Genomic DNA, 16,229 nt, shown 5'->3' on the forward strand with positions numbered 1-16,229 from the left:
AGCATGAGTTTAAAAGAAAAGGCCGTTTCTGGTATATTGTGGTCGTTATGGCAGCAATTAAGCGGTAAGCTGGTCAGCTTTTGCATTTCCATTGTCTTGGCAAGAATGCTTGAACCGGCTCAGTTTGGGCTTATTGCAATGCTGGCACTGTTTATAGCAATAGGCAATTCCTTGTTAGACAGTGGCCTCACAGCATCCCTGATCAGAACAACCGATGCTGACGATCGCGATTACTCAACGATATTTTATTTTAACCTGGCAGGGAGCGCAGTTGTATATGCATTGCTTTTTTTAGGCGCACCGCTTATTGCCGAATTTTATAATCAGCCGCTTTTAAAATCGGTTGTACGGGTGTACAGTTTTATCCTGGTCATTAATGCCTTTTTCGGCGTGCAGAGCACATTGCTGGTTAAGGAAATGAAATTTAAAAAACAAACCAACATCCAAATACCGGCAGCTATTGGCGGCGGCATACTGGGTATTGTAATGGCAAAAATGGGCTATGGAGTTTGGAGCCTGGTTTGGATGGGTATGTGTACTTCGTTTTTATCAACAGCCCTGCACTGGATCTATTCGTCATGGCGGCCGTCATTAACGTTTGACAAGGAATGTTTTAAAAAGCATTTCAGTTTTGGCTCCAAAATGACCCTATCGGGAATACTGGATACCATTTACCAAAACATATACCTGATCATAATCGGGAAGTATTTTTCGGCCGTGCAGCTTGGGTTTTATTCCCGGGCCGATACCATCAGCCAGTTGCCAATTGGTAATATATCTGCGGCGGTTAACAAGGTAACCTATCCCATGTTTGCCGAAATATCCCACGATGTGGTGCAGCTGAAAAATGTATATAAAAAATTGATGCAGCAGGTGCTGTTCTGGAATGCGCCGATCCTGATCTTTTTATGTGTTATTGCCGAGCCTTTGTTCCGCTTTTTACTCACTGATAAGTGGATGCCGGCTGTACCATATTTTAAAATTTTATGTATCTGCGGCATTATGTACCCGCTGCACGCTTACAACCTTAATATTTTAAAGGTACTGGGTAAAAGCGCTTTGTTCCTGAAGCTGGAAGTTGTAAAAAAAGTACTTAGCCTTATCGGTATTCTATCGTTCATCTCTTTTGGGATCTATGGCCTGCTTTACTTTCAGTTGTTCTTCAATTTTGTAGCCTATTATATCAACTCTATATACAGTGGTAAACTGATTGCATATCCTGTAAAGGAGCAGGTTGAAGATATCCTGCCTATCCTGATCCTGGCAGGCAGTATTGGAGTGGCCTGTTATTTTCTTGATATGCTGCTCGCCCAGTTATTTATACCCGACCTGATCAGGATTGCCATCATTGGGATATGTTATGCCCTGCTTTATTATGCGTTTAGCCTGCTTATTAAGCTTACAGCTATAAATGATTTTAAACAATTAATCCTAAGAAAATGATACCAGTAACTAAACCTTTTTTACCCGCCGAGAAAGAATTTAAAAGTTATGTGAAAAGCATTTGGGAGCGGCAATGGCTCACCAACAATGGCCCTCTTGTAAATACGCTTGAACTAAAGCTAAAGGAATATTTAGGGCTTGATCATTTATTGTACGTATCAAACGGTACGGTGGCATTGCAGCTGGCTATTAAAGCCCTTGAGTTAACCGGCGAGATAATTACCACACCTTTTTCGTTTGTGGCAACAACCAGCACCATTGTATGGCAAAGTTGCAAACCTGTATTTGTTGATATTGATGCCGAAACATTTAATATTGACCCTGCTAAAATTGAGGCAGCCATTACTCCGCAAACTTCGGCCATACTGGCTACACATGTTTATGGTACTCCATGCGATATTGACGCCATACAGCAAATTGCCGACAAGCACGGGCTTAAAGTAATTTATGACGGGGCCCATTGTTTTGGAACCAGGTATAAAAACAGGTCGGTGTTTGAATATGGCGATATAAGTACCACCAGTTTTCATTCAACAAAACTGTTTCATACCATTGAAGGCGGTGCCGTATTTACCAGGCAGCCCGATTTACTGAAGAAAATGGCGCTTATGCGCAATTTCGGATATTCAGGCGTGGATACTTTTTCTGAACAGGGCATCAACGCCAAGAATTGCGAGTTTCATGCAGCCATGGGTTTATGCAATTTGCCTCATATTGATGAGATCCTGAAAAAAAGAAAACTCTTGTCGGCCCACTATATGCTTCGCTTAAATAAGCTAAATGTGCGGTTTCAAAAACTTCATGATATTGAAGAATATAATTACGCCTATTTCCCTGTTCTTTTTAAAAGCGAGGCATTAATGAAAGAGAGTAAGGAGAAACTGGAGCTTGCGCAAATTTATTGCCGCAGGTATTTCTACCCGTCACTATCGGCTTTGCCTTATGTTAATAATGTGGATATGCCGGTTTGCGATTCTATTGCCAGCCGGATCATGTGCCTGCCGCTTTATCATACCCTGACGCTTGCTGATGTAGATTTGATTTGCCGTCTTTTATTAAGGGTGCAAAATACTGATGAAAATAATCTGTCGGAATCAAAACATTTTGGAATCCTGATAGCCGATCAGATTGAGTCTGAAATTAATACAGCAACCATAAAAGTAAACGGTTCACTATGAGCTATCAAAATCCGATGGTCAGTATTTGCTGCTTAACTTATAATCATGAGCGGTTTATTGCCCATGCTATGGAAAGTTTTTTTATGCAGCAAACAAACTTTCAATTTGAGATTGTTGTAGGTAATGACTGCTCATCCGATGGGACGCTGGCCATATTAGAATCATTCAAAAAAAAATATCCAGATCAGGTAAAGCTCATTTCTTCAAAGAAAAACCGGGGTACACATTATAACCTTATTGACACTATTAAAGAATGTACAGGTAAATATATAGCCCTGTGTGAAGGAGATGATTACTGGACAGACTCATTTAAATTACAAAAACAGGTTGATTTTTTGGAGAAGAACCCCGACTATGTAATTTGCTGTCATTATACACATGTGGTCGATGAGAACGGCAATACCATTTATGTTAATCCAAAGCCTGTACCTCTTGTATATACTTATCATGATTTGCTTGCCGGCAGACAGGAAGAAACAAAAACAGCAACCGTGCTTTATCAAAACATACCGGCTATACACGAGTTGTTTACCCAGCCCTGGTTTTTTAGCTGTAATGCCGGCGATAAGATATTTAAACTTTTTGCCACCCATTATACCGGCCGAAAAATTTATGTGCTGCCCGAAGTAATGAGCTGTTACCGTAATCATGTGGGCGGTATATGGAGTATGATTGATGTACGTAAGCGTAAAGAAAAAATGATCAGCGATTTTAACCTGATCATTAAAAATTTCACCTATCCGGCATTGCAAAAGAAAGTGCTGCTGTTGTTGTATATCAAACGTTACTTTTTGTTTGAATTGAGTCGCCACCGGGTACGTGAAGCTTTTAACACCATCAAATACCTGCTCTGAGCCAATCATGAAAACACAAACAGATTTACAGCAAAAGCCGGTACTATTTTTTGTTATCCCGTCATTAAAAGGCGGCGGCGCCGAAAGGGTGCTAATTGCTTTGGCAAATCATTTTAACCAATTAAACTATACATCGGTAATTATAGCTTTAAATTATGCTGAACCCGGTTATGTGATAGATGATGGCGTAGGGGTGGTTTACCTGGTTGATCGTAAAGAGAATTCAGTGGTGCACCGGGTATATTATATATTACTTACCTTTTTTAAGCTATTGGGTTTGCTTTTAAAAGAAAAACCGGTTTGCGCTTTGTCTTTTATTACATCAGCAAACATATGGACAGGGATCACCTGCAATATAACCGGGACTCCTTACATAGTTTCTGAACGCACATCGCCCAACCGCAGCATTTATAAGCTCAACCCGATAGTAAGGCAGCTGGTTGCTTTACTGTATAAAAAAGCAATGGCGGTTGTGGTTGGTGCAAAGGGAGTTGAAGATTGTTTACGCCAGGGCGAAGCATTTAAAAAACTTAACAATGTCTATAAAATTACCAATGCTGTTCCGTCTTTTAAACCTGTATCATCACTAAAGGTACATCATCGCAGGTTTATACTGGGGGTAGGCCGGTTGGAATATGTAAAAGGATTTGATTTGCTTATCACGGCTTTTAATAACGTGGGCCTTGCCGATGATATAGATCTGCTTATTATAGGCGATGGGCAGGAAAGGGACAATTTGACCCGGCAGATAGATGAACTTGGATTAAACGACAGGGTTTTAATTCCTGGTACTAAAACCAACCTTCAGGATTATTACAGCCAGGCAGATGTTTTTGTGCTGCCATCAAGGAACGAAGGGTATCCCAACGCCCTGGTTGAAGCCATGAGCTTTGGTTGCCCCTGTATAGCTATGGATTGCGAGTTTGGCCCATCCGAAATAATTGTAAATGAGCATAACGGATTATTAGTTGATACTTCGGCAACAACCAATTTGGCAAATGCGATGACCAGGTTAACAAATGATGCCGAGCTAAGGGCCAGTTTGGGCAGGCAAGCCAGTGAAATTAATTATACCAATGGCGCAGCGCAAATATTTAGTAAGTGGGAGCAACTGATTTTAAACCCTGTTAACAAAGCTGTAAACCTGCAGGTTTGATACAAACAAATAAAACCAATTAAAAGAGGGTTACTGACCTGATCATAAACCTGACAAATTTTTATGGTACAATATTTAATCCGCCTGGATGACCTCTGTCCAACCAATAACCTGAAAAAATGGGAACGGTTTTTCCACCTGTTTGATCTTTATGATATTAAACCAATTATTGCAGTAATACCTGATAACCAGGATCCTAAGCTAAATGCCTGCGGCGAGTTTAACCCTTATTATTGGCCTATGGTTCGCCACTTGCAAAAGAAGGATTATGTTATTGGGATGCATGGCTTTGAGCATCGTTACCAGATCAATAACTCGGGTTTGTTCAAAGTAAACAACCGTTCGGAATTTGCTGGTTTGCCATTATATATCCAGGAACAAAAAGTAAAAGCAGCGGTGGCCATATTTAAGCGCGAAGGTGTAAAAACCCCGCTTTTTATTGCGCCGGCGCATACGTTTGATCGCAACACGCTAAAAGCATTGGATAAACACTCCGATGTGCTGATCATCAGCGACGGGTTATTACGGTCGCCATATATCAGGTTTGGTTTTGGGTGGATACCTGTACAATTGTCTGAGGCGGTTGCAAAAAACAAAGATACCTGGACATTTAACTATCATCCTGAAACCTGCACCGATGAAGCCTTTGAACGGCTTGAAAAATTTATTGCCGAAAATCACCAGCATTTTGTTCAGCTTTCAACATTATCTTTTAAAGACTATACTTTTAAAGACTACATAGATGAGTATTACCAGGTTTATTTAAGGTTATTGAAAACCACCGTAAAAGATTATTTGAACCGTTTCCGGTCATTTAAACTCGTCAGATAAACCAGCCCTGTTTCACCCGCTTTATTCGCCTAATTCATAAATATCATGATGAATATTCCATTTTCGCCACCTTTTATTGACGATGACGTTATTGATGAGGTTTTACATACGCTTCGTTCCAAGTGGATCACCACTGGACCAAAAGTGGCTGCATTAGAGCAGGAAATAGTAAAGTTAACCACATCAAAAGCAGCCGTTTGTGTAAATTCATGGACCTCGGGAGCCATACTGATGCTGAAGTGGTTTGGTGTAAAAGAGGGCGACGAGGTAATAGTTCCTGCTTATACTTACAGCGCTACCGCATTGAGCGTTTTGCATTGCGGGGCAACACCGGTTATGGTTGATATTGATGATGATTTTTGTATATCGCCCCAGGCCATCCGCAAAGCCATAACACCCAGAACAAAGGCCATCATGGCGGTTGATATTGCCGGCTGGCCATGTGATTATGACGAACTGAACGCCATGATCAGCGAACCTGAAATAGCCGGTTTATTTGTTGCCTCATCTGTTAAGCAACAGCTATTGAACAGAATATTATTGATCAGCGATGCCGCGCACTCATTAGGGGCCACATTTGGTGGTTTTGCCGCTGCTAAAAAGAGCGATGTAACCATCTTTTCGTTTCATGCGGTAAAGAATGTTACCACTGCAGAAGGGGGTTGTATTTGTTTGAACCTGCCTGATAACTTTGATGCGGCGGCAGAGTATAAATATCTTAGGATGTATACGCTTAACGGGCAAACAAAAGACGCGTTGTCAAAATCACTGGGCGGCGGCTGGAAATATGACATCCTTTTTCAAGGCCTTAAAATTAACATGCCTGATATTTGTGCCGCCATCGGGCTTGCCCAGATAAAAAAATACAAGACCGAGCTGCTTCCCAGCCGGAAAGATGTGGCGTTAAAATATTGTGACGGGTTTAAAGATGCAGAATGGTTTATTGCTCCCCCGCTGAAAGATCAAAAACGTGAGTCGAGCTATCACCTGTTTCCCCTCCGGATAAAAAATATTACAGAAGAGCAGCGCGACCGCATCATTGACGATATAACCAGTATGGGTATTGCTGTAAATGTGCATTTTATACCAATGCCGTTACTAACCTTATTTAAAAACCTGGGCTACCATATTGATGATTACCCGGTGGCTTACAAACAATACGCCAGCGAGATCTCCCTGCCAATTTATCCGCAGTTAACCGCTCAGGAGATCGCGTTCATTATTGCATCAGTTATTGGCGCTGTTGAAAAAGAGCTTGCAAGCAATCAGGCACCGAATGCAGGAAGCAAAGAATATGAACCTGCTGCCGTAAATTTTTAAAAATACAGATATGTTTTTGAAAAGGGCTTTTGACGTTTGCCTGGCTTTAACAGGCATTATTTTGCTGCTTCCATTATTTATAATAATAGCGCTATTGATATGTATTGACTCCCGCGGGGGGGCGTTTTACGTTCAGCGCAGGGTTGGCCGCAATTGCATTGATTTTAACCTGATAAAATTCAGGACCATGTACACCAATGCCGACCGCAGCGGATTGCTAACAATTGGCAACCGGGATTTCCGCATTACCCCGGTAGGCTACTGGCTGCGTAAATACAAGCTTGATGAATTGCCGCAGTTGTTCAATATTTTTTTAGGGCATATGAGCTTTGTTGGCCCCCGGCCCGAAGTGCGGAAGTATGTAGATCTGTACACCCCCCAACAACAAAGAGTGTTAAGCATTAAACCAGGTATAACCGACCGCGCCTCTATCCGGTATTTTAATGAAAATGAACTGCTTGCAGTTGCCGAGGATCCCGAGAAGTTATATATCACTGAAATTATACCATCTAAAATTCAATACAACCTGGATTATATTGATAACCAGAATTTATGGGTCGACATGGTTATCATATACCAAACCCTAAAAAGAATTATCAGTAAATAGATTCATCACCTTTAGTATATGTTCCTTAAAAAATGTATCGTTTTTGGCCTGATGACAGCTTATCTGTATTCACTTGTCTTTGGCATTTTTATGACAGATATCATCAGGATACCGGCCCCGATAATTTTAGGCATATTAATGTTGCCTTTTATAAAAAAACCGCTGCCGCCTTTTGCTTATTATAAAGAGTGCATTTTGTTTACAGTTGCCCTGTTCCTGTACAATATTGTAGGCCTTGGCGATAGTGTATCATTTTTTGCAAGCCTGATTACCATTTTAACCTGCGCGCTTTACTTTAACTATTTTGTTGGGTCAAACCCTGTTCGTTTTAACGCATCAGTTTTTATATCATTTGCGCTGCTGCTGGTTTCAATGATCATACTGGTTCTTGATCATTATTTTGTATCAACAATTGATCCCATAAGGGCTTTAATGCTGGGCGAACCGGTTAAACAAACCCCTGCGGGCCTGTCGCTCACCCAGTTTACATTTGGTTATCAAACCGCGGCGTTCTCTGCCTTTGTATTTGTATTAACCTATACATTCAGGCAAAATGTTTTTGTTAAAGTAATAGCTTTTTGTGTTTGCATGGCCTGTCTTTATTTGGGTATGAACCGCTCGGCCTTTGTTAGTTTTGTTGGTGCGGCGGTAATATTCCTGTTTGTTTACTACCGGTTTAAGGCTGTGTTTTTAGTAGCTGCCGCCTTGCTTATAGGTTTTGCCATTTACACTTTTGTACTGAAGGAAAATGCCGACGATAAAAATAATATCCTGGCTAAAGATCAGGCTAAAGAGGCTAATGATTTTAACCGTGTAAACCTGGCTGCCGAAAACCTGAAAATTTATGCCGACTACCCATATGGCCTTATATTTTATGGCAAGAACTGGGACGAAGTAACTTACAAAAATATTGTATTTGAACCCGGGCTCACAAGCCACAATGCTTATTTAATGTTCATTACCTATCTGGGGCCTTTTTTAGGCATAGGGTTACTCATAGGCATTTATTACAAAATAACGCGGCTGTTCCGGAGAACAATAAAACAGGGACGGCTAAAAAGTAATGCTTTAATGCTGTGTTTATTCTTTTCATTTATCTCGGTATCACTAAATGCACTATCACATAATGCCTGGCTGGTAGCCGCTGATGGCCCCACATTGTTCCTTTATTTTGCCATACTGCAGGGTGCCAGGATATACGAAACCCAGCCTGTGGCTGATGAGGTACCTATTGAAGAGGAAGCTGTTTTACACTAAGACCACACAGGTTATTAATAAGTGTTAATCATGAAAAAGAAGATATTTCTTATTGTAGGGTCACTGGGGGCCGGCGGTTCTGAGCGGGTTTACTGGCTACTGTCGCAATATTTTAATAAGCCCGATTATGCAGTGGCTGTCGTTTTTCTGGATGCAAATGATAGGTGTTTTTCCATGGACATTGAAGGTATCCGTTTTATAGATCTGAAAACTATCAAAGCATCCAGATCCTTTTTTAAACTGTACGCTCTTTTAAAGAAAGAGAAACCTTATGCCGTTTTTTCAACCAATGATCACATTAATCTTTTAACCGGTATGGTGGGCCTGTTTTTAAAAGTGCCCGTACTTATAGCCAGGGTTTCAAACAACCAGGAACAAATGAAGGAGTTTTGCGATAACAAGTCAAAATTCTACAATTTCTTTACCCGGTTGTTTTTTGCCCCGTTCAATTTTGTGGTTTGCCAAACCAGTGAAATGCGGGTGGCTATGGCCAGGCTGCACGGAATAAAAACCAAAAGGATCAAGGTGATATCAAACCCGGTTTTACGGCAGCCGCTTATAAAGGAAGATGCCCCTGCATCAGCCCAAAAAAAATTAATTGTTGTTGTCAGGCTTGCAAAAGAAAAAGGCTTGTTCCGTCTGATAGATATTATGCAGGAACTTCCCGCTAACTATACATTATCAATTGTTGGCGAGGGCCCTTTACTTGACGAGCTTAAAGCCTATGTAGCGTTAAAGCAGCTAAATAACAGAATTGCTTTTATGGGTAAAATCAGTGGCATATCGTCATACATCATACAGCATGATCTTATGGTACTGAGCTCTTTTACCGAAGGATTTCCCAATGTGGTTTTAGAAGCCCTTTCTGTTGGCGTACCCGTTGTAAGCTTTCGTGTAGACGGTATACGGCAAATGATACGCAATGGATTTAATGGTTTTGTAGCTGAGCAGCATGATACTGCACAGTTAAAGGAATTGATTATAAAAGCATGCTCGCAAACATGGCCGCATGAGCAAATTAAAGCCGACGTATATGAACGGTTTGCTCTTGATAAAATTGGCCAGGCTTATGAAAATCTTTTACTGGAATATTAACAATTAAAATAATAACTGATATGTGTGGAATATACGGATCAACAGTTTACTATAATGACAATACAGTTCGGGCTAAGTTGGCAAGGGTTAGTTTCAGGGGGCCGGATCATTCCGGGTTTGAACGTATTGACCAGGTAATATTAGGCCATAACCGGCTGGCAATTGTTGATCTGGATCCACGCTCAAACCAACCATTTACCTACAAACATCTTAAGGTTGTTTTTAACGGGGAAATATATAATTATAAACAGCTCAGAGCGTCATTAAGAAACTTAGGGCACACCTTTAGTACCGATTCAGATACAGAGGTGCTTGCCGCGGCATACCTGGAGTATGGTACACATTGTGTTGCCCATTTTAACGGCATGTTTGCTTTTGTAATTTATGACACCATAGCGCAGGAATTTTTTGGCGCCCGCGACAGGTTGGGTAAAAAGCCGTTTTACTATGCACATAGCGGCCTTGATTTTGAGTTTGCCAGTCAGCCGGCACAAATTACACACAGCAGGCAAACCAATATTGATCTGCAGGCTATTAATGAATATTTTATATGGGGGTATGTGCCTGAACCACGCTCGGCCTGGGAAGGCATTCACAAACTTTGCGCTGGCTACTCTTTTTGTTTTAACCTTCATACCGGCCAGTTTAAAACAGAAAAATATTGGGATATTGACCATGCCGGTTTAAACAACTATAAGGGCAGTTATTCCCAGGCTAAAACTGAGCTTAAAACCCTATTAACCGATGCCGTTAATATACGTATGCATGCCGATGTAAACCTGGGGGTTTTTCTTTCGGGTGGCATTGATTCTTCACTGGTAGCAGCGCTTGCCGCCGAAAATACCAGGCAGATCAAAACATTTTGTATCAGGTTTAACGAGAAGGGGTTTGACGAAAGCGTTTATGCCGGGAATATTGCCAAATACCTGAAAACAGATCACCACGAAATTGAATGCGATACGGAGGAAGGAATGACCCTGATTGGCGATCTTGGCAAATACTACGATGAACCCTTTGCCGATTCAAGTGCTATCCCAACTTTATTGCTTAGTAAATATACCAAGAAGCACGTAACTGTAGCCCTGAGCGGCGATGGTGGCGACGAAAGTTTTATGGGTTATTCCAGGTATAAATGGCTAAACATGGCCAACCAGTTTTTCAATTGCCCGCTGGCACTGCGTAAGGTAATGGGCGGGCTTGTAAAACTGTCGCCCGATTACCGGCACAAACTAATAGCCATGGGTATGAGCACTACTTCAATTGATATGCTGTATGTGCTGATGCTTGGCGGGTTGGAATACTCCTGGCTGCAGCAAACCGAGCTGGGGTTAAACGTACCGTTTATGGATATGTTGTCCTCAGAATCCGGAAGTTTTTTAAAGAAAATGTCGGCTTTTGATACCAAGACCTATCTGAACGGGGATATCAATACCAAGGTTGACCGCGCCTCAATGGCTTTTGCTGTAGAGGCAAGGGCTCCGTTGATGGATCACCGGATAGTGACCTTTGCACAGCAGCTTCCTGATAACTATAAATTTGGTAACGGGATACAAAAAAGAATATTAAAGGATGTTTTATACCAGTTTGTGCCGCCTCATTTATTTGAGCGGCCTAAATCGGGATTCACCATGCCGCTTAAGCATTGGTTCAGGCACCAGCTTAAAGACTATGTGCTTGACCAGCTATCCCTGCATGAGTTAAAAAGCATTCCGGGCATTGAGGTGCAAACAACGGCCGACATGATTAATGATCACATGACCGGTAAATGGAACCGCGCCCCTCAAATATGGAAATTATTGGTGCTAAAGCAGTGGTTAAAGAATCAAAAAACAACCACGTTACCGGCATTTCAATTAGTATAAGAAACCATCTTCCCCTTTATCATTATGATCCGGATTAAAGCGAGGGCGTTGCGCATAATGCCCGTTAATGTAATTTGGTTTGCAGGTAAACCGCAAAAATGGCAATGCCTTTCCAGCTATTATAAGCAAAGCGCTTATTGCGGGTCTGTTGCAGGCTATTACCGCGAGGCTTTTTATACCAAAGTTATTGATATAAGTGCCCCCGTTGACGCTTTTGCATCAGGCTTTGACTCAAATACCGCTTACGAGATCAGGCGGGCTATAAAAGATGGCGTAACCACAGCCATTGAAACAAATTTGGAGAGCTTTGTTAACTTTTACAATTTATTCGCCCAAACAAAACAGCTGCCGGGCCTTGGTTCTAATTTTACCAGCTACAAATCGCGCCTGGTTATTACCAAAGCAATTTATAATGAGCAGGACGTTGTAATGCACGCTTATATTATTGACGTTAACCTGAAAAGGGTAAGGCTATTGTATTCGGCTTCGCTTTTCAGAAACGAGCAAAGCACACAAATGAAAGCAATAGTAGGCCGGGCTAACCGCATGCTGCATTTTGAAGACATGTGTTTGTTTAAAAAGCAAGGATATGATGTTTATGACCTGGGTGGTTATGCCTATAACACCGGTAATGAAGCGTTAAAAAGGATAAACCAATTTAAAGACAGTTTTGGCGGAGAGTTGATACAGGAGAGCGATTATTTGCCTATGCCGGCAAAGGTGCTGTCTTTTTTTAACAAGGTGTTTAAAGCATGAAATTGATGGATTTGCTTCACCGCTATTTCACCAAGCTGTTTGTGAGCGACAAATGGAACATCGGGTATGTTAAACAAACGCCCGAAGACCTTATCAGATCTCAGCAGCTGAATGGTAAAATAAACTGGCTCAAGGAAGATAGTGTTGATTACGCAGCCGATCCTTTTATCATCAATATAAAAGGCCGCACGCATATTTTTTACGAGGAGCTTAATTTTTGGAAAGGGAAGGGCGAGATATTAGTTACCGAGGGGCTTTGTTTTAAAAAGAAAAAAAAGGTAAGGGGAATCATGAACCAGTCGGTACATCTTTCATATCCATACCTGTTCCAGGTAAAAGATAAGCTTTACTGCATTCCCGAAACCTCGGCTGCCAAACAGGTTGCACTGTACCAGGTTGATAAAGACAACCCGCAGATATTTAGAAAAGTAAGGGTGCTTTTGCAGGGGAATGATTTTGTAGACAGCTCCATTATATATTACCAGACTAAATACTGGTTGTTCACCAGCCGGTCGGGAAAGCCGGGCGAGTTGTATATTTTTTATGCAGACAGCCTGCTGAGCGCATTTAAGCCGCATGCTTTAAACCCGGTTAAGGTTGATAATTACGCGAGCAGATCAGCAGGGGGCTTGTTTATTGTGGACGAAAAGCTTTATATGCCCGGTCAAAATCCTGAAAAGTGTTACGGCGGTTCAATCATGATCAATGAGATCACGAGCATTAACGAGGCCGAATTTAATTACCGCCCTGTTTTTGAATTGTTGCCCCAGCCGCCTTATAACGGCGGGCTTCATACCATAAATTTTGCCGAAGGGTTACTTATTGTAGATGGTAAACGCAGTGTGATCAGCGCGCTTACCCCAATAAAGAAAATGGTCAGGAAAATTACCAATTACGCTAAGCCAGCTATCAATGTCAACAGTTAATCAAAAGGTAGTTTTTATTTCCATGTCTGATATGGTTGGCGGCGCGGAGAATGTGTTACTGATGGCTGCCTGTGTAAGTAAAGGCCTTACCATATATTTAAAAAAAGCCCGGGTTGGCCGGCTGAGTATTCCTGACGGCCAGGAAGTAATTTATGCTACGGACAAAAGCATGCTTACCGGTTTTTTAAAACTTGTTGGTTTACTTAAACCCTACCGTACCGGCTGCATCATTATGAGCACCCATCCTTATTTAAACGCCTACCTTGGTTTTTTAAAACGGATGGGATTTTTAAGGTCAAAGCTTGTTGTGCGCGAGTGTACCTCGGTTTTCACCAGGTTTACAGGTTTTAAAAGATTGAGCTATAAGCTGGCCTACCAGCTGGGTTACCGGGGAGCCGATCTGGTAGTTTGCCAAACGGGCCTCATGCGCGATCAGTTTTTGCAGCATGTTGCTTTTATGCCTGCGCAAAAGGTAATTATACAGGAGAACCCGGTTAATTTAAAACAAATTTTTAGTAAGGCAAATGCGCCTTTAACTGACCAGGATACTAAGGCAGGTTTTATTTGCGCGGCGGGCAGGCTGATCCCCGAAAAAGGATTTTCAGTTTTGATCCACGCCTTTAGTTGCATAGAAAAAGAATATCCCGGCCTGAAGTTAATAATACTGGGCGAAGGGCCCGAAAGACAGGCGCTTACGGTATTGATCGATGCGCTTGACCTCGGCAACAGGGTGATTCTTAAAGGCCGGATTGATAACCCGATACCATATTTTAAACAGGCAAATGCCTGCGTGGTATCATCGGTTAAAGAAGGCTTCCCAAATGTTTTGCTTGAAATGATGAGCATCAACCCAATTGTGGTTTCAACCCTGTGTGCCGGCGGGATAGAAAGTATCCCTGGTATTTTAAAGGTTGAGCCTAATAATGTTAATGCGCTTGCCGCGGTAATAAAAACCGCCCTTGACGAGGGCACAACCAGCCATAAACAAGAAATAATTCAGCAATACCTGCATAACAGGACGCCTGAAATATTCATAAACTCTTTGTTACAGAACATCAATTACAAAACCTACCATAAACAACCTTTAAACTGAAGGCTAATTGTTTCACTTTTAAATTTTAAACAAAATGAAAAGCAAATTGGAATTCTTTCGAAAAGTGGCATTATCCTGCATGTTATTAAGCGCAATAATCGCTTTTAACAGTTGTAAAAAGGAAATTAGCCAAACACCAACACCGCCTCCTGATAAACCAAAAACGGTAGTTGAAATACGACCAGGTTTATTCAAGGTAAACTTTGTCGGGTTACGATCTGATGGAGGTTTCGCATACAAGATCGGTTATGAAATTGATGGAGGCGATTCAAATGATGAGCCGCAACTATCAAAACTCCGGCTGTTTGAAAATGGTGTTGAGTTACACCCCCCTCATTCATACCACGCTGATATCCGCGATTATGGTAAAGGGCGTTTTAGCCACTGGGGTACTACTTTATACTTCTCTACTTCTGATAATACAGATCCGGTTGTTAACGGCAAAGAATATGCTTACACATTAGATGGTACCGGGTACCCAGCACCATAAGTGCCGGTACCTTCTGTGTATCAAATAAAAAGGCAACAATTGCCGGTAACTATGGGCAATATTTAATAAAGTGCCTATAGAGGGAGTAAGCAATTTGCAGCTATAAATAATACCCTCATTAAATCAATTGTTGTTGGATAAGTATTTGTCCGGCCGGGTCCGGCGTTATCCAGCAGCAATAGATAAGCCTGTTACGCAGGTGTCAAACTCATCCATGTTATTCCTGTAACGCCTTACTCAAAAGGCTCATTTTTTAATACTTAAACTTAATCTTATGAAAATTTTGGTTACCGGTACAGCCGGTTTCATTGGCTATCATTTGGCTAAACACTTGCTTGAAAGAGGCGACACCGTAGTAGGTATTGATTGTATTAATGATTATTATGATGTGAAGCTAAAATACGCCCGGTTAAAGCAAACCGGTATCAACGTAGCTGAACTGGAATACGCAAAGCCAATTTGCAGTGAAAGTTATCCCAACTACACTTTTATAAAGCTTGATATATTGGATAAGGAACAACTGCAGGCATGTTTTCAAAAATATGAGTTTGATGCGGTATGTAACCTGGCCGCCCAGGCGGGCGTTCGCTACAGTTTAACTAACCCCGAGGTTTATATTGATTCAAACATTAAGGGTTTTTTAAATATCCTGGAATGCTGCCGCCATTTTAAAATAAAGCATTTAGCTTATGCAAGCTCATCAAGCGTATATGGGTTAAATAAAAAGATGCCTTTTAGCGAACATGACATAGCCGACCACCCCGTTTCGTTATACGCGGCATCAAAGAAGGCAAATGAAATGATGGCGCATACTTATAGTCATTTATTTAATATACGCACTACCGGTTTACGCTTCTTTACGGTTTACGGGCCATGGGGCCGGCCAGATATGGCGCTGTTTATTTTTACCAAAGCCATGCTTGAGGGCAAGCCCATTGAGGTTTTTAACAATGGTAACATGCTGCGCGATTTTACTTACATTGATGACATTATTGAAGGCATTGTACATGTAATTGATAACCCCGCCGAGCCAAACCCCAATTGGGATGCTCAAAACCCCGATCCGGCTACTTCAAAAGCGCCTTTCCGCATCTTTAATATTGGCAGGGGCGCCCCCATAAGTTTGATGGGATTTGTTGAGGAAATTGAATCGCAGATGAATGTTACAGCCAAAAAAGTGCTGCTGCCAATGCAGGAGGGCGACGTCGCTGAAACCTGCGCGGATGTATCAAATTTAGACGATACTTTAAACTACAAACCCAGGGTATCTGTAAAAACCGGGATAGCCAATTTTGCAGCGTGGTATAAGGCGTTTTATAAGGTTGGAAAACGCCAGTTAGTGGCGGTCTCCTGAGAATTTA

At 41.6% G+C, this 16,229-nt stretch carries 15 protein-coding genes; all 15 read left to right on the forward strand.

The features are described from left to right. The first annotated feature begins 3 nt into the window (after positions 1-3). The 15 genes from J2W55_RS00185 (at position 4) to J2W55_RS00255 (ending at position 16,222) form a co-directional block, all read left to right on the forward strand. Positions 4-1,443 carry a lipopolysaccharide biosynthesis protein gene (locus J2W55_RS00185; protein WP_310090587.1) on the forward strand — a complete coding sequence of 480 codons (1,440 nt, stop codon included), beginning with the start codon at positions 4-6 and terminating at the stop codon, positions 1,441-1,443. Further along, on the forward strand, positions 1,440-2,621 hold the full coding sequence (locus J2W55_RS00190; RefSeq protein ID WP_310090589.1) for a DegT/DnrJ/EryC1/StrS family aminotransferase: 1,182 nt from the start codon (positions 1,440-1,442) through the stop codon (positions 2,619-2,621). The genes J2W55_RS00185 and J2W55_RS00190 overlap by 4 nt, the downstream gene beginning before the upstream one ends. Further along, positions 2,618-3,475 carry a glycosyltransferase family 2 protein gene (locus J2W55_RS00195; protein WP_310090591.1) on the forward strand — a complete coding sequence of 286 codons (858 nt, stop codon included), beginning with the start codon at positions 2,618-2,620 and terminating at the stop codon, positions 3,473-3,475. The genes J2W55_RS00190 and J2W55_RS00195 overlap by 4 nt, the downstream gene beginning before the upstream one ends. A gap of 7 nt (positions 3,476-3,482) precedes the next feature. Continuing rightward, positions 3,483-4,631, forward strand: a complete 1,149-nt coding sequence (locus tag J2W55_RS00200) for a glycosyltransferase (RefSeq protein ID WP_310090593.1) — start codon at positions 3,483-3,485, stop codon at positions 4,629-4,631. A gap of 63 nt (positions 4,632-4,694) precedes the next feature. Continuing rightward, complete coding sequence (locus tag J2W55_RS00205; protein ID WP_310090596.1) at positions 4,695-5,462, forward strand: DUF2334 domain-containing protein; 768 nt, start codon at positions 4,695-4,697, stop codon at positions 5,460-5,462. A gap of 45 nt (positions 5,463-5,507) precedes the next feature. Beyond that, on the forward strand, positions 5,508-6,782 hold the full coding sequence (locus J2W55_RS00210) for a DegT/DnrJ/EryC1/StrS family aminotransferase (RefSeq protein WP_310090598.1): 1,275 nt from the start codon (positions 5,508-5,510) through the stop codon (positions 6,780-6,782). 10 nt (positions 6,783-6,792) lie between these two features. Next, positions 6,793-7,389, forward strand: coding sequence for a sugar transferase (locus J2W55_RS00215; RefSeq protein ID WP_310090600.1), 597 nt, complete (start codon positions 6,793-6,795; stop codon positions 7,387-7,389). Positions 7,390-7,407: 18 nt separating this feature from the next. Beyond that, a complete protein-coding gene (locus tag J2W55_RS00220; RefSeq protein ID WP_310090601.1) occupies positions 7,408-8,646 on the forward strand; it encodes an O-antigen ligase family protein in 1,239 nt (412 codons plus the stop codon). A gap of 30 nt (positions 8,647-8,676) precedes the next feature. Beyond that, positions 8,677-9,741, forward strand: coding sequence for a glycosyltransferase (locus tag J2W55_RS00225; RefSeq protein WP_310090603.1), 1,065 nt, complete (start codon positions 8,677-8,679; stop codon positions 9,739-9,741). A gap of 20 nt (positions 9,742-9,761) precedes the next feature. After that, complete coding sequence (asnB, locus tag J2W55_RS00230) at positions 9,762-11,603, forward strand: asparagine synthase (glutamine-hydrolyzing) (protein ID WP_310090605.1); 1,842 nt, start codon at positions 9,762-9,764, stop codon at positions 11,601-11,603. 24 nt (positions 11,604-11,627) lie between these two features. Continuing rightward, entirely contained in the window at positions 11,628-12,359 is a 732-nt protein-coding gene (locus J2W55_RS00235; RefSeq protein WP_310090607.1) for a GNAT family N-acetyltransferase, read from the forward strand. Then, entirely contained in the window at positions 12,356-13,285 is a 930-nt protein-coding gene (locus tag J2W55_RS00240; protein ID WP_310090610.1) for a glucosamine inositolphosphorylceramide transferase family protein, read from the forward strand. Before J2W55_RS00235 ends, J2W55_RS00240 begins: the two co-directional genes overlap by 4 nt. Continuing rightward, positions 13,272-14,378 (forward strand): glycosyltransferase, encoded by a 1,107-nt coding sequence (locus J2W55_RS00245; protein ID WP_310090614.1) that lies wholly within the window; start codon positions 13,272-13,274, stop codon positions 14,376-14,378. The genes J2W55_RS00240 and J2W55_RS00245 overlap by 14 nt, the downstream gene beginning before the upstream one ends. 34 nt (positions 14,379-14,412) lie before the next feature. Next, the gene (locus J2W55_RS00250) at positions 14,413-14,868 is read left to right on the forward strand and encodes a hypothetical protein (RefSeq protein WP_310090616.1); all 456 of its coding nucleotides are present in this window, start codon (positions 14,413-14,415) and stop codon (positions 14,866-14,868) included. A gap of 274 nt (positions 14,869-15,142) precedes the next feature. After that, complete coding sequence (locus J2W55_RS00255; RefSeq protein ID WP_310090618.1) at positions 15,143-16,222, forward strand: NAD-dependent epimerase; 1,080 nt, start codon at positions 15,143-15,145, stop codon at positions 16,220-16,222. Positions 16,223-16,229 lie beyond the last annotated feature (7 nt).

This window comes from Mucilaginibacter pocheonensis, assembly GCF_031456535.1.
Classification (GTDB): domain Bacteria; phylum Bacteroidota; class Bacteroidia; order Sphingobacteriales; family Sphingobacteriaceae; genus Mucilaginibacter; species Mucilaginibacter pocheonensis.

What these genes read in the sequence shown, in the direction of transcription:
- J2W55_RS00185 (WP_310090587.1), top strand. Translation starts at nt 4, where the DNA reads ATGAGTTTAAAAGAAAAGGCCGTTTCTGGTATATTGTGGTCGTTATGG.
- J2W55_RS00250 (WP_310090616.1), top strand. Translation starts at nt 14,413, where the DNA reads ATGAAAAGCAAATTGGAATTCTTTCGAAAAGTGGCATTATCCTGCATG.
- asnB (WP_310090605.1), top strand. Translation starts at nt 9,762, where the DNA reads ATGTGTGGAATATACGGATCAACAGTTTACTATAATGACAATACAGTT.
- J2W55_RS00200 (WP_310090593.1), top strand. Translation starts at nt 3,483, where the DNA reads ATGAAAACACAAACAGATTTACAGCAAAAGCCGGTACTATTTTTTGTT.
- J2W55_RS00225 (WP_310090603.1), top strand. Translation starts at nt 8,677, where the DNA reads ATGAAAAAGAAGATATTTCTTATTGTAGGGTCACTGGGGGCCGGCGGT.
- J2W55_RS00205 (WP_310090596.1), top strand. Translation starts at nt 4,695, where the DNA reads ATGGTACAATATTTAATCCGCCTGGATGACCTCTGTCCAACCAATAAC.
- J2W55_RS00240 (WP_310090610.1), top strand. Translation starts at nt 12,356, where the DNA reads ATGAAATTGATGGATTTGCTTCACCGCTATTTCACCAAGCTGTTTGTG.
- J2W55_RS00255 (WP_310090618.1), top strand. Translation starts at nt 15,143, where the DNA reads ATGAAAATTTTGGTTACCGGTACAGCCGGTTTCATTGGCTATCATTTG.
- J2W55_RS00220 (WP_310090601.1), top strand. Translation starts at nt 7,408, where the DNA reads ATGTTCCTTAAAAAATGTATCGTTTTTGGCCTGATGACAGCTTATCTG.
- J2W55_RS00235 (WP_310090607.1), top strand. Translation starts at nt 11,628, where the DNA reads ATGATCCGGATTAAAGCGAGGGCGTTGCGCATAATGCCCGTTAATGTA.
- J2W55_RS00190 (WP_310090589.1), top strand. Translation starts at nt 1,440, where the DNA reads ATGATACCAGTAACTAAACCTTTTTTACCCGCCGAGAAAGAATTTAAA.
- J2W55_RS00195 (WP_310090591.1), top strand. Translation starts at nt 2,618, where the DNA reads ATGAGCTATCAAAATCCGATGGTCAGTATTTGCTGCTTAACTTATAAT.
- J2W55_RS00245 (WP_310090614.1), top strand. Translation starts at nt 13,272, where the DNA reads ATGTCAACAGTTAATCAAAAGGTAGTTTTTATTTCCATGTCTGATATG.
- J2W55_RS00210 (WP_310090598.1), top strand. Translation starts at nt 5,508, where the DNA reads ATGATGAATATTCCATTTTCGCCACCTTTTATTGACGATGACGTTATT.
- J2W55_RS00215 (WP_310090600.1), top strand. Translation starts at nt 6,793, where the DNA reads ATGTTTTTGAAAAGGGCTTTTGACGTTTGCCTGGCTTTAACAGGCATT.